22 protein-coding genes and 3 pseudogenes are annotated in these 18771 nt (G+C 62.6%); 10 read left to right on the top strand and 15 right to left on the bottom strand.

The annotated features are described in order from the left end of the window. Window positions 1–74: 74 nt before the first annotated feature. Window positions 75–434, top strand: coding sequence for a helix-turn-helix domain-containing protein (locus tag ACERK3_11615; protein MFA9478936.1), 360 nt, complete (start codon window positions 75–77; stop codon window positions 432–434). Beyond that, window positions 431–1687 carry a type II toxin-antitoxin system HipA family toxin gene (locus ACERK3_11610; GenBank protein MFA9478935.1) on the top strand — a complete coding sequence of 419 codons (1257 nt, stop codon included), beginning with the start codon at window positions 431–433 and terminating at the stop codon, window positions 1685–1687. The genes ACERK3_11615 and ACERK3_11610 overlap by 4 nt, the downstream gene beginning before the upstream one ends. A gap of 52 nt (window positions 1688–1739) precedes the next feature. Here ACERK3_11610 and ACERK3_11605 read toward each other — a convergent pair whose 3' ends face one another. Both ACERK3_11605 and ACERK3_11600 read right to left on the bottom strand, forming a co-directional pair. Next, entirely contained in the window at window positions 1740–2042 is a 303-nt protein-coding gene (locus ACERK3_11605; GenBank protein MFA9478934.1) for a gamma-glutamylcyclotransferase, read from the bottom strand. A gap of 846 nt (window positions 2043–2888) precedes the next feature. Then, window positions 2889–3902 carry an IS110 family transposase gene (locus tag ACERK3_11600; protein ID MFA9478933.1) on the bottom strand — a complete coding sequence of 338 codons (1014 nt, stop codon included), beginning with the start codon at window positions 3900–3902 and terminating at the stop codon, window positions 2889–2891. Window positions 3903–4251: 349 nt separating this feature from the next. Here ACERK3_11600 and ACERK3_11595 point away from each other — a divergent pair, with 349 nt between their 5' ends. From ACERK3_11595 to ACERK3_11570, 6 genes are all read left to right on the top strand, one after another. Then, window positions 4252–4869 carry a hypothetical protein gene (locus ACERK3_11595; GenBank protein MFA9478932.1) on the top strand — a complete coding sequence of 206 codons (618 nt, stop codon included), beginning with the start codon at window positions 4252–4254 and terminating at the stop codon, window positions 4867–4869. Between the two features lie 71 nt (window positions 4870–4940). Then, complete coding sequence (locus ACERK3_11590) at window positions 4941–5348, top strand: hypothetical protein (GenBank protein ID MFA9478931.1); 408 nt, start codon at window positions 4941–4943, stop codon at window positions 5346–5348. Window positions 5349–5369: 21 nt separating this feature from the next. Continuing rightward, window positions 5370–5573 (top strand): hypothetical protein, encoded by a 204-nt coding sequence (locus ACERK3_11585; protein ID MFA9478930.1) that lies wholly within the window; start codon window positions 5370–5372, stop codon window positions 5571–5573. 70 nt (window positions 5574–5643) lie between these two features. Continuing rightward, a complete protein-coding gene (locus tag ACERK3_11580) occupies window positions 5644–5937 on the top strand; it encodes a hypothetical protein (GenBank protein MFA9478929.1) in 294 nt (97 codons plus the stop codon). 51 nt (window positions 5938–5988) lie between these two features. Then, complete coding sequence (locus ACERK3_11575) at window positions 5989–6189, top strand: hypothetical protein (protein MFA9478928.1); 201 nt, start codon at window positions 5989–5991, stop codon at window positions 6187–6189. After that, entirely contained in the window at window positions 6186–6767 is a 582-nt protein-coding gene (locus ACERK3_11570; GenBank protein MFA9478927.1) for a DUF4230 domain-containing protein, read from the top strand. Before ACERK3_11575 ends, ACERK3_11570 begins: the two co-directional genes overlap by 4 nt. Before the next feature lie 556 nt (window positions 6768–7323). Here ACERK3_11570 and ACERK3_11565 read toward each other — a convergent pair. Together ACERK3_11565 and ACERK3_11560 are read right to left on the bottom strand one after the other, a co-directional pair. After that, window positions 7324–7818 carry a HipA domain-containing protein gene (locus ACERK3_11565; protein MFA9478926.1) on the bottom strand — a complete coding sequence of 165 codons (495 nt, stop codon included), beginning with the start codon at window positions 7816–7818 and terminating at the stop codon, window positions 7324–7326. Then, window positions 7781–8245: pseudogene (locus ACERK3_11560) on the bottom strand (IS630 family transposase). The gene ACERK3_11565 and the pseudogene ACERK3_11560 overlap by 38 nt, the downstream one beginning before the upstream one ends. Window positions 8246–8300: 55 nt before the next feature. Here ACERK3_11560 and ACERK3_11555 point away from each other — a divergent pair. Further along, the gene (locus ACERK3_11555) at window positions 8301–8978 is read left to right on the top strand and encodes an erythromycin esterase family protein (protein MFA9478925.1); all 678 of its coding nucleotides are present in this window, start codon (window positions 8301–8303) and stop codon (window positions 8976–8978) included. A gap of 384 nt (window positions 8979–9362) precedes the next feature. Here ACERK3_11555 and ACERK3_11550 read toward each other — a convergent pair whose 3' ends face one another. The 9 genes from ACERK3_11550 to ACERK3_11510 form a co-directional block, all read right to left on the bottom strand. Continuing rightward, complete coding sequence (locus ACERK3_11550) at window positions 9363–10112, bottom strand: hypothetical protein (protein ID MFA9478924.1); 750 nt, start codon at window positions 10110–10112, stop codon at window positions 9363–9365. A 2-nt stretch (window positions 10113–10114) separates the two neighbouring features. Further along, on the bottom strand, window positions 10115–10432 hold the full coding sequence (locus tag ACERK3_11545; protein MFA9478923.1) for a hypothetical protein: 318 nt from the start codon (window positions 10430–10432) through the stop codon (window positions 10115–10117). 80 nt (window positions 10433–10512) lie between these two features. Then, window positions 10513–11214: a nucleotidyltransferase domain-containing protein gene (locus ACERK3_11540; GenBank protein MFA9478922.1), complete on the bottom strand. Its 702-nt coding sequence runs from the start codon at window positions 11212–11214 to the stop codon at window positions 10513–10515. Window positions 11215–11539: 325 nt separating this feature from the next. Next, a complete protein-coding gene (locus ACERK3_11535; protein MFA9478921.1) occupies window positions 11540–11803 on the bottom strand; it encodes a helix-turn-helix transcriptional regulator in 264 nt (87 codons plus the stop codon). Window positions 11804–12146: 343 nt separating this feature from the next. Further along, window positions 12147–13172: a hypothetical protein gene (locus ACERK3_11530; protein ID MFA9478920.1), complete on the bottom strand. Its 1026-nt coding sequence runs from the start codon at window positions 13170–13172 to the stop codon at window positions 12147–12149. A 52-nt stretch (window positions 13173–13224) separates the two neighbouring features. Continuing rightward, the gene (locus ACERK3_11525) at window positions 13225–14526 is read right to left on the bottom strand and encodes a hypothetical protein (GenBank protein ID MFA9478919.1); all 1302 of its coding nucleotides are present in this window, start codon (window positions 14524–14526) and stop codon (window positions 13225–13227) included. Between the two features lie 183 nt (window positions 14527–14709). Further along, a complete protein-coding gene (locus ACERK3_11520) occupies window positions 14710–15684 on the bottom strand; it encodes a hypothetical protein (GenBank protein MFA9478918.1) in 975 nt (324 codons plus the stop codon). A gap of 139 nt (window positions 15685–15823) precedes the next feature. Beyond that, on the bottom strand, window positions 15824–16366 hold the full coding sequence (locus ACERK3_11515; protein MFA9478917.1) for a hypothetical protein: 543 nt from the start codon (window positions 16364–16366) through the stop codon (window positions 15824–15826). 80 nt (window positions 16367–16446) lie between these two features. Further along, entirely contained in the window at window positions 16447–16845 is a 399-nt protein-coding gene (locus ACERK3_11510; protein MFA9478916.1) for a putative toxin-antitoxin system toxin component, PIN family, read from the bottom strand. 113 nt (window positions 16846–16958) lie between these two features. Here ACERK3_11510 and ACERK3_11505 point away from each other — a divergent pair. Further along, window positions 16959–17159 (top strand): annotated as a pseudogene (locus tag ACERK3_11505) (nucleotidyltransferase domain-containing protein). A 49-nt stretch (window positions 17160–17208) separates the two neighbouring features. Here ACERK3_11505 and ACERK3_11500 read toward each other — a convergent pair. Both ACERK3_11500 and ACERK3_11495 read right to left on the bottom strand, forming a co-directional pair. Continuing rightward, window positions 17209–17349, bottom strand: a pseudogene (locus ACERK3_11500) (transposase). A 751-nt stretch (window positions 17350–18100) separates the two neighbouring features. Then, window positions 18101–18763, bottom strand: a complete 663-nt coding sequence (locus tag ACERK3_11495) for a class I SAM-dependent methyltransferase (GenBank protein MFA9478915.1) — start codon at window positions 18761–18763, stop codon at window positions 18101–18103. Window positions 18764–18771: the final 8 nt, after the last annotated feature.

Raw genomic sequence — 18771 nt, 5'->3', positions numbered from 1 at the left:
CACGATGCCCTTGATTTACCGTTCATTTTACTGTACGCTATATCGTGTTTCGTATATAAAAATGGACGTCAGAAATGATCCAGCATCGTCCAACTGAAACGCTGCCGCTACCCGTCCGCCGCGCGATGCGGAAGCTCGGGCAGGACATTCGTGATGCGCGACGCCGACGCCGCATCTCGACAGCCATTATGGCCGAACGCGCCTCGATCAGTCGCACCACGCTCCACAAAGTGGAGCGAGGCGACCCGTCCGTCTCCTTCGGCACCTACGCCACCGTGTTGTTTGTGCTCGGTCTGACCGAGCGCCTTGCCGAGGTCGCCGACGTCCGGTCGGATGCCGTTGGCTTGGAACTTGAAGAAGAAAACCTGCCCCAACGGATTCGCCATCGGAAGAAATCCAAGCGTTCGTCCTCAGACAGCAAGGGGATCGAATGATGGATGCCGAGGCGCTCGTTTACGTTGATATTCAGGGCCAGCCGGTCTTGGCAGGCCGTCTATGGTCGCGGATGCGCAAGGGCCGCAACAGCGCCAGCTTCGAGTATGACGATGATTGGCTTCGCCGAACAGACCGCTTTGCCCTTGAACCTGCGCTGCAGCTTGGGCCGGGGCCGTTCCACACGCCGGCGGATAAACCCATGTTTGGTGCGATCGGCGACTCAGCCCCCGATCGCTGGGGCCGCGTTTTGATGCGCCGCGCCGAGCGTCGGCGGGCCGACCGCGCGGGTGAAACACCCCGCACACTCCGAGAAATCGACTACCTGCTGATGGTCAACGACGAGGCGCGTCAGGGGGCCCTGCGTTTTGCCCTGCAGCCCGACGGGCCGTTTCTGGCGCCCAGCGAAACCACGTCCATCCCGCCGCTCGTTGAATTGCCGCGCCTCCTCTCAGCAGCCGATCACGTTGCCGATGATTCAGACAGCGATGAAGATCTTCGGCTGTTGCTTGCCCCCGGCTCCTCGCTCGGTGGCGCCAGACCCAAGGCCTCTGTCAGGGACAAAGATGGTCAGCTTGCCATTGTCAAGTTTCCCCACCGTGACGACGACTTCGACGCTGTGCGCTGGGAGGCTGTCGCACTGAGCCTTGCAGAGAAGGCCGGCATCACCGTTCCGCAATGGCGTCTGGAGCAGGTCGGCAACAAACCCGTCCTACTGTTGCGCCGCTTTGATCGGCAGGACGGCCAACGCATTCCCTTTCTCTCGGCGATGAGCATGCTCGAAGCCAATGACAACGAGACACGCAGTTACCTTGAATTTGTCGATGCACTCCGTCAGTACGGGGCAGCGCCGCATGCGGACATGGCCATGCTCTGGCGACGGATTGTTTTCAGCGTGATGATCTCGAACACCGACGACCATCTGCGCAACCACGGCTTTCTGTATGAGGGGGCTGATGGCTGGCGACTTGCTCCGGCCTACGACATGAATCCGACGCCGGTCGATATTAAGCCGCGTGTCCTGTCCACGGCCATCGATCTGGATGACACCACAGCGTCCCTCGATCGCGCCTTCGATGTAGCTTCCTATTTTGATCTGGACCATTCGCAGGCGCGCGACATTGCCAGGCAGGTCGGCAACGCCGTCTCCACATGGCGTCAAGAGGCGATTCGTCTCACTGTCCCCACCCGTCAGATCGACCGGATGGCAAGCGCGTTCGAGCATGATGGCCTCCATGCTGCTCTTGTCCTGTAACATCACATGTGGAACCGTATTCTGGTCGCATTGGTGGAAGCGGCTCTGCACCTCACCAGCGGTGGCCGATGTCCGTCATGCCTTCAATTTTTCCTAGCCAATAAAAGGCATCGACATTGCCCATGTCGTCGAGCAGCTCGACTTGCCGCCGCTCGTACAGGCCTACTGCAACGCCCTCAATAGCGTCCCGTTCTTTCATACAAGCCTCGTCCACTGAATAGACCTCACCTTCGACGGAGACGCCAGGCCGGCTCACGTCGTTTCGTGTGGCCGCTACGGGTGCTGGGTAGGCATCATGGACACTGAACACCACCCGCACGCTGCGCTTGTGCACTTCCAGTCCCACATAGCGCATGGCGGACCTCCCCTCGGGACCTTCGCGCGCGGAGCCTGCACCGACGCAGGGCGAATGGGCCCGTTCGGCAAATACCTCCTTGAGCTCAAAGCACAGCCGGGGGGGGGGGCCGTGGCGTGGCCTGTTAAAAAATCGGACTCGAAGCCCAACGCTATGCACGTCCGGCCTCGAAGATGAACGGTCCGCTCGCTTGGGTTTCAGTGCAACGCATCATCCTCGCCCCGCGCCCGGCACCACCACCACACCATGGGCCGGAATGCTGGACAAGTCACTTTGACATACCCATACCCGTTAAAAAAATGCGGAATCGGGGTCACCCATAACCGCCTTTGTCAAGTACTCGCGACCTCAAAAATCGCCAAAAGTGCGTAATAATACACGAGGGCGTTTTATGCTTGGCTGATGCGAGCATTACAGAAATCTCCGCATTGAAGTGGCGAGCATCACCCATCGCCAGGCGAATAACACGGCGCGAACGGACGCTCCGCCCGTCGTTTTTTACGGGTCGATCTCGCCGGCTGCGGCGTGCAGCCCAAGGCCTCGCATGCCTCATCGACCAGCATGCTTCGCACCCTCGTATCCCTCGCCCCATGCCGGGGAGGCGAGGGTGCGAAGCATGCGGCCGATTGTCGGAGGCATTGGAATGCGTCGCAACCACCAGTCTTCAATCGGCGTGCGTGCATGGGCACCCATCCGTGCCGGCCGGCTTCACGCCGTCGCACATTGAAACATTCATCGGTGAAGATCGCCCACTCAAAATAACGGTGCGAGCTGAAGCTCCATCAGACGCAGAGACGGGCCGCTTCCTCACCTTCTCTGCCGCACGCCGCAGAGTTCGTGTTCCATTTATGCCGCCGCGATGACCGGACGATCGTGCAGCCGATGCCAGCGGCGCAATCGCTTCCAGCAGATCTCTGCCAGCTTCCGGGCCGCCGCCACGCGGGCAATCTTGCTGCTGCTTCGCTTGCGGATGCGATGGTAGAAGCTGGCCAGCTTCGCGTCCTTCGTCACCAGCTTCATCGCCGCCTCGACCAGCGCCCAGCGCAACCAGGGCGAACCCTGCTTGGAGATGTGACCGGTACGGCGTGTGTCACCGCTCTGATAGACGCGCGTGGTCAAGCCGGTGTAGGCCGCTGCCTGCCTGGCCGTCCGGAACCGCTCGACCTCACCGAACTCCGCCACCACCAGCAGTGCCGTGAACAGGCCGATGCCGCGCAGGTCCGTCAAGGCTTCGATCTGGGGGAACTGTTCGCTGACCGCCGTCATCTGGCCATCGACGGCCGCGAGCTGTCGCTGCACCAACTCAATGCGCTCGATCAGATGGTCGCGCATCGAATTGCCGACACACCCCAAGTCCTGGCGCGAGAACCAATAGAGTCCGCGGGGCCCGAAGGGGGACCGGTACGGCGGCTGAATGTTCTGTCTGGCCAACAACTGCCGAAGCTGCGTTTTCGCGTGTGCGATCTGCCGACTCAGGTGGGCGCGATATCGCACCAGGTCACGCAGCATCTGGTAGTGCGCTGGCGGCACATACGCCAGCGGGATCCGGTCCAGCCGCAGCAGATTCGCCAGCAACTGGGCGTCGAGCCGGTCGCTCTTGGCCCGCCGCACGATCATCGCCCGCAGCCTCAGCGGGTGGGCAAGCAAGACGGTGCCCATCGGTGCAAGCAGATCGTGCAACCAGCGGTAGGTGCCCGTGGCCTCGATCACCGCCTGGAACGGCCTAAGGTCCACGAACAGATCACGGATGGCCTGGGTTTCGCTGGTTTGCAGATGCACCGCCGGACGCACCTCGCCCGAGTCGTGCACCGCAGCCACCACCAGCGTCTGATGATGAAGGTCGATACCGACATGCCACATACCACACCTCCAGGAAAAAGGGGGACGATGTTCCTATCAAGATACCTCGCCCTGGCGGTTATGGTCTCAAGATACATGCAGGCGATGCCTTAGGCTTCGGCAACCCGCGCTACAGCGCTGATCCGACGCCTTCTTCGCTGATGTGACACCTTGACATCCGACATTCGTGCTTAGTTCAACGCGGTCGCTGTCTGATTCAAGCGTCGCGATGCAGCAGCGACCGCGCTGCGCCTGCTGACGCCAATCCAATCCTGTTCGCCCCACAGTTCGCCGGGGCGGTCGTGTCTTCATCACACGACCGTCCCCGGCTTATGGGGACGGTCTCCTTTTACTCAAAGGAGCGTCCACCGTGACTGCCTCAACCACCACGCCCGTTACACAATCGAATGACCACGCCGTGTTCCTGTCCGTGTTGCCGGTGATCTGCGCGTTGGCGCGCCGGCGCTTCGCCAGTCTGCCCCTTGCCCTTCGCGATGACGTTGTGGCCGAGGCGGTCGCCACCGGTTTTCTCAGCTATTTGTCGCTGAGGCGGCGCGGCCGCATCGAGCAGGTCGCCACCGCCGGCTTCGCCCGCAACGCCGTGCGCGCTGTCGCCGGGGGTCGGCGCGTCGGCAGCAGCCAGGCCGGCATGGACGTGATGTCGCACCTGGGACGTCGACGCCACGGCCGACATGTGGCCAGCCTCGACGGTATCGGCGACGACGAGGATGCGAGTCGAGCCAACTGGCTGCACGAAGCGGTGGCGGATCGCCGCACGGCCATCCCCAAGCAGGTGGCGCTGCGCATTGACGGTGGCCGATGGCTGGCCACGCTACCTGACCGCGACCGGCAGCTGGTCCAGGCGCTGGCGTCTGGGGAGAAGGCGTGCACCGTCGCCCGCCGCTTTGCGATCAGCCCCGGCCGCTTGAGCCAGCTTCGCCAGGCATGGGCCCAACAGTGGCGGCAGTGCGTGGGCATCGCCGCATAAACGGCCAGTCTCGCCCGACCGCCCTGCTTCCAGAAAACCATCCTTAATTACATGCATGATGGAGCACACCGATGGAGATTCACCTGCGACAGCGGTGGCGGGCGGCGCAGCGGATCGTCGGACAGCTCACCGCCCTGCATCATCGGCGTCAGCACGAGCTGGACGAGCGGCTGGCTTATGCCGGCCACCCCGCTTTTCCAATCGTGGCGTGGCGCGGGCAAGGGTCTGCGCTGCGCCGGTTCCCCTGTTCACTCTCGTATTTTGAGGAGTCCTTGCCCATGACCGTCATTCCCGCTTCCCGCCTTCAACCATCCGATCTGCGCCGGCTCGGCCATGACCTGTGCGACCAGGTGCGCGCGGACCACCAGGCCTGTCACCACCCGGTCGACCGCTCGCTGGCCGTGCACGGCGAGCAGCTGTCGGACGAGGATCTGGCCGCCCTCGAGGCCGCCACGATCAGCGAGCATGTCGCGTCGTAGCCCCGGCTGATCAAGCATCCGTTGCATGAATCGTTGCGGGCTCTGCCCCACCGCCACAGGCGGCGGTGGGGCAACCCGCTTTCGATTCGATGTTTTCCTGAAGAAAACCTGCTCCTGATGGAGAACGGGCCGACGTTCGGCCCCTTCGCCCGCCGCAGTGCGGCGCTGGCCGCCGAACGCGGCTGGCTGGAACGCCACCTGCCCGAGCTGGCCGCCGACCTGTAAGCCCGTCGCGGTTCGTCGTCACGTTCCTCTATCGAATCGTTCACCCCTTCAACTCAAGGAGATCCAAGCCATGCAACAGTTCTTCCGTTCGCTGATGTCCCTGCTGGTGGGCCTGGCGTTGTGCCTGTTCGGCCTGTTCCAGGGCGTGCAGCTGCTGCCGGCCGCCCCCGTGTGGCAGACGGTGCTGATGGCCGCCCCGCACCTGGCCGGCGTGTTGGTGTTTGGCCTGTGCCTGATCGCGGTCGTCGTCGGCCTGGTGATGCTGATCCGCAGCGCCCGCACGCTCTGGATGAGTGGTGTGCGAACCCACCGCCATCACGAACCAGCGCTGCCCTACGGGCACGAGCCCGAGCCTTGGCAGTAGCGCGGCTTCGCACAACAACACCCCATTCAACTTCAGACCCAAGGAAAACCCATGCAGGTGATAGTCACCGCCATCATCCTCGTGCTCGTGATCCTGTTGCTGCTCATGCTCATCCGCTGCGACGTGGACCGGGCCGTGGAGCAGGAACGCGACGCCACCGCCGCCATGCCCATCGAAGTGCAACTCCCGGAACACCCGCCGGAACAAACCCCGGAAGACTCCCCGGCCCCCCCCGGAGCAACCCCCTCATGATCCGACTGACCTTGATCGCCCTGCTGGCAGTGATCGTGCTGGCGATGGCGATCCTGCTTTACTGGCAATGGCTCGAACGCCAGCGCCCCGCGACCGCTGCGTGGATCACCCTCGAACAGCTTCAGCAGGCCGCCGAACTGGTGACGCTCAAGGTGCCCTACCAGCAGCTCGTCGAAACCCGCGTGGCCGGTTACAGCGGCTCCGTGCGCTGCGTCGTGCTCGCCGTCGGCGAAGCCTGGGTCGGGACCGACCTTGAGCAGGCGCGTTGGGAAACCGATCCGATCACCGGCACCGTCACGCTCACGCTCGCCCAGCCGCGGGTGCTCAGCAGCCACCTCGACCATGACCGCTCCCGCGTGGTGCTCACCGCCCGCCGCGGTGTGTGGCTGATCCTGCCCGGCGAAGCGGGCGAGCCGCAGGTCATCGAGCAGGCGCTGCGCGACGCCCAGCAGCAGCTTGCCGCGTCGGCGGCGTCAGAGGAACACATAGAAGCAGCGCGGCAGCAGGCGGAGACGGTACTGAGTGAGCAACTGGGCATGCCGCAGACAAGCAATGTTGTGATTCAGTGGCGGCCGTAAGGCCGCCGCGACTTCCGGCTGTCCGGTGCACCTTCAGTGGTGCGCCGGCGGCCGGAACACAGCACCTGACCTGCGACTGGAAGCCACCTCTTTTTTTTATCCCTCGCAGATGACCGAACTCGAAGTAGAGATCGCCCTCCACCGGCGAGTGCGCCGCGCCGGGTTCGTTTCCTTCGGACTGAGGAGAAATCCGCTCCCCGAAACAGACTTAATCACAGCCGATCACGCAATTTACATCCCCGGGGGAGAATGGGCGGCTCGGGTTCGTTTCGCGAATTCTTCAGTCTGCTGCGCGAACGCGATGGCGGCGCTCATCGATCAGGCACCCATGAGCGCCCCACCCACCGTGATGCCGTCGGCGACGTAAGGCCGTTTCCCAGGAACGCTTTGTCACCCCATCATGCCAGTCCACGCAGTCGGCGACGCCAGGGCTTGTGTATAGATCGGCAACGCTTACATATCCCACCCTCAAGCACGCCACTACCAAGCGTTCAGACACCTGTCCCCACTGACCTGGTCGCTCGTATCGCCGCCATCAAGCGACGCGTCGCAGCCTTTACAGGGCAAGGGCGGCACGAAGGTCATCATGCTCGAACGCGGTCGCCATGCGGTCGATCTGCCGGCCGGGAACTGTATGACGCGCAGCTTCCAGACGCCATGTGGATACGGCCTTGCCGATCTGCCTGGCAATGTCGCGCGTCTGCGAATGATCCAGTTCAAAATAGGCGGCCACTTCCAGAGCACGATCAAGTGACGCGGTGATGTCGTCAACATCGATGGCTGTGGACAGCACGCGCGGTTTTATATCGACAGGGACAGCGTTGATATCGTAGGCGGGAGCAAGCCGCCAGCCGTCGACTCCCTGATACAGAAAGCCGTGGTTGCGTAGATGGTCGTCGATATTCGAAATCATCACGCTGAAAACTATGCGCCGCCAAAGCATGGCCATGTCGGCATGGGGCGCTGCCCCGTGTTGACGAAGCTCATCGACGAATTCAAGGTAGTGTAGTGAGTCACGCTGTTCGCCCGTTATCCAAGGCTGTACGAGCACGGCTGACTTTGGCGAGAATCTTCTCGGCGGTGGCGGTCCAGATCAACGGCTTGGGGTCGGCATTATTCATCTCGATGTAGCCGGTGATCGTTTCGATCAGTTGTGGCACACTCCGGAACGCACCGCGGCGGATTCGATCGTCGGTGATGCAGCGGAACCAGCGTTCGATGAGATTCAACCACGAACTGCTTGTGGGAATAAAGTGCACGTGAAAGCGGCGATGACGTTTAAGCCAACGCTGCACCTTCGGGTGCTTGTGCGTGGCATAGTTGTCGACGATCAGGTGCAGATCCAGCTCGGCCGGCGTTTGCTGATCAATCAGCTTGAGGAACTGGATCCATTCCTGGTGGCGATGACGGGCCATGCACGTGCCGATGATTTTGCCCGCCTCTTCGCCGGCCACCTGTAACGCCGCGAACAAGGGGGTCGCCGCCCCGGCGTGGGCACGGCTCGAGGCGGCCGATCAAAACACGCTCAGCACTATGCTGATGCGCCTGCGCACCCGCTTCCGAGCCCTCGAACCGCTCTACGTCTTCCGCAGCGATCAACTCAGCTACGACATCGCGCTGCGACGCCTCGAAGCCGCTTGCCACGCCGACTACCACTTCCCCGCCATGGCCGACCTCTACGCCGGTCGCGGTCTGCCTGGCGACACCTCGGCCCGGGAAGTCTTCATGGCCGAATCCGTCGACTGGCACCTCAAGCATGCCGACCCCGGCGCACGCATGGTGCTGTTCGCCCGCAATGCGCATATCCAGAAGGCTTCGATTTCCTTCGGTGGCCACCTGACTGCCTTACCCATGGGCCAACACCTGCACCGTACGCTCGGCAGCGATTACCTCGCTCTGGGCCTGACCAGCACGGCCGGCCGCACCGCTGAAATGCATCTTGATGAGAACGCGCGGTTTGGGTTCACCCTCGAAGACCTAGCCCTCGAACCACCCGAGCCGGGCAGCATCGAAGCGGCCTTCGCCGATGGCGACCTCGGCCTCGCACTTGCCGATCTCCGTCGATCGCCACAGACTGACAGCAGCCAGCCTGACCGGATTCGGATGCAAAGCGACTACCTGCACACGCCGGTCCTCGACGCCTTTGATGCCGTCATCAACATCCCCAGCACAACGGTGATCGATGACCACGGCATTGAGGCTTTGGCATGAAACGCCTTCGCGAGCCATGCGACACAATCTCGTTCGGAAAGAGCCCAGTGGGCGACGGCGAAACGGCACTGGTTCGAACCTCGTTGTGCGCAATCCACCCGTGGTCGGATGTCGAGCTGTCCACTTTACAATCGGTCATCATTTCCACGCCGGACGTCGCACCTCACGATATCTGTTGGCGATCACATCGGTGTGCGGCCCCGGAGGTTGTGCGGTTTCTGAAGAAGCGCGACACGCTGTGTTTCTTCCTTGGCGACACTTACTTGTGCAAGGTGGTCGGGTGCGTGTTCACCGGACCGCTGTAGCGAAATGTAGCGGGACGGTCCATCAACCGACCATTCGCGCGCGGCGACATGACACCATCATCCTCAAATTACTTTGGCGTCACGCCGGGACAGCACAGGAGGCGAGTCCTTCATTCTGACGCCACGCGTCAAAACTCGCTTTATCGGTGAGCGCAAGACGTGTGATATCCAGTTCTGCTTTGACTTCATCAGGTGCGACAACTGCCTCGATGATTACAGGGCAATCAGCAGGCAACAGGTCCACAATGCGTCTGTAGGCGTACAGCGTTCGAAAACTCATTGGGCCATGACTGCTGTCATCACGTAGCTCGCTGCAGTGCACTTGCTTGAGTCGGTCGCCATACACACGCAGTAGATCAGTTGCAACTGACATGGTCGGGTCAATTTGATGGGCGTGAGCCAGATCAAGACAAAACGTCGCGTCTGGCAGGTTGGCAAAAAATGGACGCAACTCTCCCGCTGTCCGACCGCACTCCTTTCGTTGATCCATATTTTCAATGCATAGGCGATTGCCGAGAGGCTTCCAGACTTGATGATTCTCAATCACATCAGGATGAACGACCACTGGCCATGCCTGCGGCACATGGTCCAGAACATGCGATACGAGATCGGTCTCGCTCCACTCCGTCAGCCGACTGGGCGCGTGAAACGAAAGATGGGCAATGCCTTCGAGGTTCAAGTCGGGCAACGCGTCAAAAAGTGGTCCCACCTCGTGATCACGCAGGGCAGACAACTCAAGAGCTGGCAAGTTGTGCTGTCGAGCAACCTGCACTGCACGCCTGAAGTCAGAATAGGCTAGGGCGCCGGATGAAAAACCAATTGGTCGCATGGCTAAAAGATCCCATACCTGAGCGTGAGGTTACGCAAACGATCGCTAGAATTCAAAAATAAACGGTCCAACCCATCCTGGAAACGGTGGCCAATCTCTCGAATCTCACCAAAGCGTGTGTCTGTTTTTGCACGATCAAGTGGCAGATTCGCCAAGTGCTCGCGGTAATCGCTGTCGTTCAAAATCTCGATGAACCTGTCATACGATGACAGGATCAGATCGGCTGTTTCACCATCTGCTTCGTTGTTCACAATGGCGTTCGTCAAGATATCGAGTGGCGTCATTCGGGATTGTTCGAACACATAATTGAGAAGCGTCATATCCGGATCTGGTTCGTCAGGAAAGATGCTCTGTTGCTGCGGTCCTGGTGCAGGCGGTTCAAGTTCGCAATTGAAACAGATCAACAGACCAGAGGCATACAGGAGCTTCCTTGACATCCGCAACTTGGCATTTCGCAAGGCCCACTTGTTGTCCTGTTGCCATTTCTTCGCAGCATAGTCGACTGCCATCGTCCGCCAGAACGCACGATGTCATTCAACAAAAAGCGAGGCACCTGCCGCTCGATGGGATTCCATGCGACGCTTCGCTCGGCGACGAGGTACCGATCCAGAATGCCTCGGATCACCCGATGATGGACAACCTCACCCGCCACTGACCGCGACTCAAGCAAGAGCAACATCCGACGCGTGAAATTCCGGTTCGTGTCTTCATCGAGCCCGATGTGGTGGATTAGCTCGTGACTGCTCGCCATCGTGCCAAACGTCATCGTGGCGCCCGGTGCAGTGAAGCCAGCCTGCTTGTAGGAATGCCCGATCGCGTTCGCGAGCTTGAAATGTTGCGGGTCCGCCGGCCCATCGACCAGGAACGTCCAGTCGAGATCACTGCTGCGTGTGAACTCATTCCGTGCAAACGAACCAAAGATGACGAGGGCTGTGTTGTCGGGCAGCCGTCCGACACCGGCAGATTGCAGACGCACGATTTCGTCCTGCTTGCTACTTGTCTCTTCGATCGCCGCCAGGATATGAGGTAAATGAAGGCCAAACTTGTCGCAAGCTCGTCCGATGGGGGAACTTGTGCTGCTTGAGTCGTGACTCACCTGCATGTCTCATTCTAGTATCAGGATCCGTGTGAATTCGACATGGGAAGCACCGTCAACTTCCAGCGGCTGCAGGCATCAGCGGGCAGTGCGAGTCCAGCCAGTCATTTTGTCGAGCGAGGTCATTTTAATCAAGAACTTCCCGCGCAGCCATCACCGCTCGCCGCGTTTCCCCTGCTGAAGGACCTCCGGCCCCTTGGAGCGGGCCACGCGGCCCTACCCAATAGCCGACAAGCTTGTAAAAACGGGCCCCTGGCGGGGCCCGGGCCTGTGTCCTGAAGTCGCGTTTGCGGGGTAGAGCAGCGGCGCCCTTGCAGGGACAGGCGTGTTGTCACTCAACGTGCTCCAGGGAGTCGAGCCAGGCCTCGATCTCGTGCCAGCGGTACCAGATGGCCCCGTTGCGGCCGCGACCGATCGCTACGGGCTCGATGTCGGCAGCCTTGAGCCAGCGTCTCACCGTTGATCGATCGGCATCCCACATCTCGGCGAGGGTCTTCAAGCTGACCAGCCGACCGTTGGCCGGTGCGTCTTCGCCAGACGGCCGGCGACCTCCGCTCGGGCCGCGCTGCGGCAATGTTCCTTCTCGCCGATTCATCCATCAGCCTTTTCGTTTGGTGCCTCGCTCACCCACACAAGCGGCAGCCAGGCCCCTGGCGTTTCACGCGCGACGCAGCCGCGCCTGTGATGCATGTTGCGGCAGGGGTACCCTAGTAGCACCCACGCGAGACTTGACAGGTCAATACATTGTCACGGCACCGACCTCCGACGAGAGCGCCGCGCCGGGTTCGTTTTTTTCAGACGTGCCATGCATCGCACCTCGAGACAGACTTAATTACAGCTAGCCACGCAGATTACAGCTCCGCAGGGGAGCAGGCTGCTCGGGTTCGTTTCGTGAAACGCCCTCATTTGCCCACGGGCGCGGCGGTGGCGTTCATCGATCAGACACCTGCCAGCGCCCCGCCGACGGAGACGGCGGTTGACGACGTGAAAAAGGTTTCCAGGAACGCGTTGACATCCTCGTGCCCGCGCCCGGGGCTGGCGTCACAACATTGTTCTACGCGTGATCGCATCAGGTCGGCGCCCAGTGCGTGCACGTGATCAACCCCGTGAGCCATGCGGCGAAACCGGGCACGGGCGACCGCTTCCGGGGTGGCGGGAGCAACCGATCGCCCGGCATGGGTTGTGGGCTCCGTCGTGGTTTCCGATTTTTCGGCATCAGATCGCCGCTTCCGCCGCCTGAGTTCACCCGCAGCGAGCCGAAGGAACTGCACCTGGCCGTACATCATCGGGTCCTTGCGCCGCAGTGTGCGAATCCATTCCGGCCGATGCTCGCGCAGGTCCTTGAGCAGCTGGGCCGAGGCTCGCTTGTCGCCAATCGGCGTCCAGTGCAGCCGTGTCACAAGCCGGCCCTTCGTAGCCAGCTCCGCCCGATCCGGCCAGGCCGGCGAAGGCCTCTTCAGGTAGTCGGCGACCATCAGGTCGATCAGCACCGGCCCTCCGGTCCAGCCCAGCCACCGCCAGGTCAGTGATTCGTCCAGTCCTGCGTCGTCGCCGCGAGACTGCGCCGCCGCGCCGCCCGCGATCCGATCGATCACATGGCCCCCGATCGTCATGTCGAAGTAGGTTCGCTCATACGCATGGATCGCCGCCGCGGGCAGGTCGACCTTGGCCGCGATCTGTTCGACCGGTTCGCCAGCAATCAGTCGGGCTTCGAGTTGCCATGCTCTGGGTCCGTGGCGCGTCCACACGGCTTCGGCCTGCGCCAGCGCCGGCGAGATCGCACGCGCGCGCCGCAGCGAGAAGGCCTTGGCCTGCAGGTACCGGATCGCCTCCGCCACGCCGGGCTCGAGGCGCGATGCACGGGGCGGCCTGCCGGAAGCGAGCAGATGAACGGCGGCGCCGAGTCGCCAGGCCGGAGATCGAAATGAATTGATCGGATCGAAATCATCGCAAATCATCGACATAAGCCCTCCCATGCCCCGGTATGCAAAGTCACGACCCGCGAGCCGCTGCACTTCAGCGGCGCACACACTGGTCACACCCAAAGCCGCTGGAGCCGGGCGGGCAAATCAGCTGGCGAGCCAAACGCCGGCACCGCGGACAGATCATCGGCCCCGCGTTACGACCCGTCACCGGCTGCAACCCGACCTGTTGATCCGCGTCGGCCTCGCCGGCGGCTGAGCGGTAGCGATACTGCAGGCGAAGGGACGGGCTGGCGGCTGATCGATCCAATCGAACACGCAGGGCCGCAACCGCTTCGCCGTCTGCGCTCCGCCACCGCAAGACGGTGGCAGCGGGGGCCGGAAGATCGAACAGACTTCGAGCGAGCAGGGTTTCGAACGTCAGTTCCAAACACCCCGCGCCCCGCGCGAGGCTTCCCGATCGCGCCTGCCACGGTATCAGCCCGGGCGACGGCGGAGACGCAGCCGCACGGGCGTGACCGGCATCACCATCCCCCCCGCGCGAACGAACGGGCTCCTCCTCCAGATCAACGGTCGTCGCCTTGCTCTCCAGCTCGGCCCGGATCCGGCCGAAGCGGTGCATTGCCCGGTCAATCGGTCCAAGCAGCCGCGCCAGGCCATCATCCGCCGCGCGATCACCATAGGCGAGGCCCTGCAGTACGCGGTGCAACAAGGCGATCGCCGAGTCGAGTTCGATGTGATCCGCCGCCGACCGCACCCCCCATTCGCGGGCGAGCAGTGGCCGCAGGAGGCCGAGATAATAGCGCCGTTTGGCATCGCCACCTTCAACGCTGTTGGCGTACTGGAAAAGCCAGCCGCTGATCTGAAAACGGTGAAGCAGGTCTCGATACGCCTCCGGATCGGCTTCCTCAAGCATCCAGGCGCACTGGCGAACGAGCAACTCGCGGCCCGCCGGGGCCTCCTCCAGAGCGAGGATCGCGCGGCGCACCAGGTTCCGCCGGGCCTCAAGCTCGAGGGGCTCGTCGCGCGACGCGCTGAGCTCGCTAATGATCGTTTGACAGTCCCGAAAGAACGGCGACTGACCCGACGCCGCCGGATCGTTCGCATCCTCCCCGGACTGTTGCCGCCCCGGCTCGTTCGCCGGCTCGCCTTCGGCGACATCATCTGGCCCTGCGGCCGGTGTCGCGAGGGCATGATCATCAGCGGGGCGTCCGCCCCCCTCGAAAGGCGGGGTAGGCTTGGCCGCGGCCCGGCGCTTGCGCTTCGCCCGGACTTGCTTCTTCGACTGTCGCCGCGCACGACCTTTGCGCTTCCCATGCCGCTTTCCGGCCTTGCGGCCCTTCGCGGCCTTGGCCCGCCCGGAGCCGCCGCCTGCCTTCTTGATGCCACTGCCCATCGTCATTCTCCTCATTGAATGTGAATCATGGACGGCCTGAACGCGGCCGCCAGCGTGTCGTTCTGGCGACCGCGTGCCGGCCGTCACATGCGACTATTCACTTGTCAAAGAGCGCATGATGCCGGGGCGCGCAGACGCCCGATTTTTTAATTCATAGATCCAACTGGCCCAACAGCCCGCCACTTAACGGCCGCGGGACGACGCCGCCTCCGCGCCGCCGGCCGGCGGTTCCAGGCTGACGGGGGAATCGTCGGCCCGTTCCTTTTTCAGTTTCTGGAGCAAGGCGATTGTCCGCTCGATCTTCCGCCACAGCGGTGCCTGCTGCCGCTGCCAAGGCGCCGCCGCCTCAAGGCCTTTCTGCCGTTCGCCGATCTCGGCGATGCGCCGCTCCCGGATTGCCTCCTCGAGGTCCTTTTGCCGGGTATGCAGACCGACCCGCGTGGCGGCCATCAAGTTATCCCAAGCGGCCTCGTGCTCCGGGCCGCCCAGCCCGCCTGCAGTCAGCCAGTTCGTCAGCGTCGGCACGTCCGGATTGCCAAGCTGGTCCAGTGCATGGCTGCCTCGATGAAGTTCCGCAGCCAGATCCCATTCGTCGGCCGGGGTGCCGAAGATCAGCCGAATAACTTGTGCCAGCTGTTCGATCCGCTCCGGCGCGACGCCGCCCGCCCTTTCGTGGATGGCCGCCATCAGGAGTTCAAGGGTCGCGAGCGCCTGCTGAACCACGGCCAGTTCTTCGAGTTGCTCGGACAGATCGGGGCCAACAACTTCCGCAACGCGGACGGGATGCGTTAAGGGAAGCTGGAGAGTAGACATCGACGCCAGTTCGCCCTCGCGCACGCGTTCAAATTTGATTACGTCTTCCGCGAGATGGGCAACCAGCATCGCCTCCCAGGGGCCGCGCGGGTCAAATCGCTCCGCCAGATCCGCCTGCAGTTCGACGTGGCGCCGTTGCGTGGCCGGATCCTCGAGCCAGAGGCGCGTCGCCGTCAGACTGTACGCTCCGTGTTTCGCGGCGTTGAGCGATGCGACCTTCTTGCCGAGCGTCGTTCGCGGCCCGCGACTTTTGCTGCCATTGGCGCGCGACGCCGCCTGCTGGGCGGGCGACCGCTTGTGCTTGTTTCCTTTTCCGTTTCGGCCGGTGGGGCCTCGCTTGCTCATCGAGAGGACTCCTGCTCCGCTTTCGATTCACCCCTGCGTCGGGGCACCCTTTTTGGCTGTTGCCCACGATGAGCAACCCGACCACATTAAATAGATTTTTCCTCTTAATCAAGTAAAAATTTTCTTTTTGCCCGCCGTGTCATAGCGTAACGCCCGAGGCGCGAGCCGCAAGCCCGCTGACGTCGACCACCCGGACGCGGAATGCCAGACCGGCGATGTCGCGGGCCAAGTAGCGTTCGCCGGCTAGCGATTCGAAGTGCTCCTGGTCGCTCCACGCACCACCGTCTGTCAGCGTGAGCGCGAAATACTCGTCAATCCCCACGAGTTGCCATCTCAGGTGTTCCAGCGGCCGGTACATCGGCGGATCGTCCCGGGGCGCGGCCCCCCGGATTTTCATGTATTTCCGGGAATATTGGCGCTCGCAAAGGCGAACGACTTCGGGCGCTTCGAGGCCGCTGACGCCGAGGTCCATCAAGCTCGCAGCCAGGGCGTACCGGACCGCCCAGTCGTTCGGGAGCAGTCGATGATGGCCTGGCCCGCCCGGCTCGGCCGGCCGCCCGGCCTCGACAGGCCAGCGGTCGATCGCATACCGAAGCGCCTGCGGGGCCAGGAGCACCCGGTCCGCAAGTTCGCCGATCTTCAGCTTCCCCGGTTCTTCGCTTTTCTTTCGACGGCCTGCCATAGGCGCGATTATACACTTAATAAAATGTTTTTTCCATCCGTTTTCGGTGCCCCGTCATCGTCGCTTTGGCAAACCTCCCATCACGGGGATCGCGAGGCTCGCACCCAATCCGCTGGACTCATCATGCGGACGCCGTGGCGATGCCGGACGGGGAAGTGCTTGATGTTGCCGGTAACGAGGTAATCCACCCGGCCGGCGACGGCGACCTCCAGGAACATCGCATCGTCCGGGTCCGGCAGCACCGCCCCCAGCGGCACCGCCGCCACGAGTTCGCCCGTCTGTTCCAGGAACGTCAACACCTCGGCAACCGCCTCGGGGTCGAAGCCGAAGCGGGGGCGAGCCAGCACTTCGCGATACTCCGCGAGCATGCGAGCGTCGTAGCAGAGTCGCACCCGCTCGGCGAGCAGCAGCTGCAGCACCTGGGCCGACGGCCCGTTCGGCGACAGCAGGGCCGCGACCAGGACGTTGGTATCCAGCACGTAACGCCTGGGATTGAACTAAAGCCGCATTTACCGTCGCGTGCTCACTTGCGTCCGGACCGACCGGCCTGCCCGAATCCGATCAATCAAGGATAAGATACGACGCGGAGCCAATGTTCATGATTCCACTGATCGAGCAACATCGCGAGGCCTTGCGGGCGCTTTGCCGGCGTTACGGCGTCGCTCGGCTCGAGGTGTTCGGGTCAGCGGCCGCGGCTGATACGGACAGCGCCGCCCGCGACGTGGACTTTCTCGTGGAATTCAATGAAGTGCCCGGCAAGGGGCCGGCCGATCAGTATTTCGGCCTGCTGTCGGAACTGCAATCCCTGCTCGACCGCCCGGTGGACCTTGTGTGCGCCGGGGCGATGCGCAAACCTCACGCACCAGCTCGCGAAGACGCTCCCCCACCGCTCCCACCAGAACCGCCTTGCGGTACTTCGTCACCCACACAAAGTGGTACTTGAGGTCATAACGCGTGTGCGAACCCGTTCGGTAATTCTCCATCCACGCAGTTTACGAAAGAACCTGAAGGTTTCGCCTGAAGGCGAGGGTTTTAGACCCATCGTGGAGACAATAAAGGCCAATCGAGCCTCGGGCGAGCAGCAGGATCGCATCGGCACACCAGAGACTCGGCGACTCCCTGGCCACTGCCCGGTGCCCATCATTCGTATCGCCGCCTGCTGATCGATGACGTCTGCCCTTCGTGCAGGACATGCAATAGTAATGCCCGTTGCGGTTCCGTACCCTAACGATACCGTGGCGAAGGTGTGCGCCCGAGCCGTGGCAGGTGCCGTTGCAGGCGGGAAGTGATCGTTCTATTGGCTGGCCGATTGGGCAAGCGCCACACTCACGCGACGCGAACCAAGCTCCCTCCCGAAAGGACATTGAGCCCAACGCCGTCAAATGCTCGGCCCTTTCCCGCAATCACTCCATGTCATGCCTGAGTTGAAAAATCATCTGCTTCGTACCACGCTTGTCCGGGTCAGGACGGTGACCTGCCCCCACGTGTGATACCTCCATACCTCCTTCTACGGCAACGATTCTGCTGCCTCGGTGCGGGAGCCAGCTGCACATCCTCCTGGCCGTCAGCCGATGCCGGTACAGCGCGGGGGTTTGAGCAATGCCCATTGCCGGCCTTCCAACGTCGTGACACCGTGATCCCGGTGAGCCCGGTCGCACTTTCAAGCGAGTTCGCTCAGCGCGAAGACAAGCAGGCTCAATGGAAAGGACAATCGAATATTATCCACGTCCTTGTTCATATCTCCGCAGCGGGATCTATCCTATCCCCCTGCCGGTTCTGCGCCGGTCCAATGGACTCTCCTGAAACCTCCAGCACGGCGAAATACTGAAGCCGACCACCGAAGAACAAGTTGACCACCGGGGGGTACAGCCGCATGGCCTGGCGTTCCTGAACAAGCTTTAACCGCAGGTCGGCAAAGGCGGCCCGCCACTGCCTGGCGGTACGGTAGCGAAACAGGCACGGCACGCCATAAGGTGCGTTCGCCGCCCAGTCGATCAACGCCACACGCCACCAGCCCAGCGGCCCTTCGGGCTTATGGTCCTTGATAACCAAGTGCCGACGGCTGACACGACAACACTCCCGCAGCAGCCGATCCGGTTCGGGCTCATGGTGCAGCACATCGGCGACGATGACCAAATCGACGCTGCCATCATCCAGCGGAAACCGCTGGCCGTCGTAGGCGAGTACTTCGATCGGCTCGTCGCCTCGCGGCGCAGTTTCCAGCCCCTGCACGGAAACGTCGGGGGGGCAGTCGGGCGCATCGAGCAGAGCCCGGCCCAGCGTGCCCGCACCGCAACCGACGTCCAGCACGCGATCGCCTGGCCGAAGCAGGGGAACGATCTGCCGCACCAGTTCGCGCAAGCGTGCTCGGTAGATCGGTTCGTGCAGTCGACGCATCAGCCATT

The sequence above is a fragment of the Phycisphaerales bacterium AB-hyl4 genome, from assembly GCA_041821185.1.
In the GTDB taxonomy this organism is placed as follows: Bacteria; Planctomycetota; Phycisphaerae; order Phycisphaerales; family Phycisphaeraceae; genus Natronomicrosphaera; species Natronomicrosphaera hydrolytica.
This window is presented reverse-complemented; position numbering and strand designations above follow the sequence as displayed.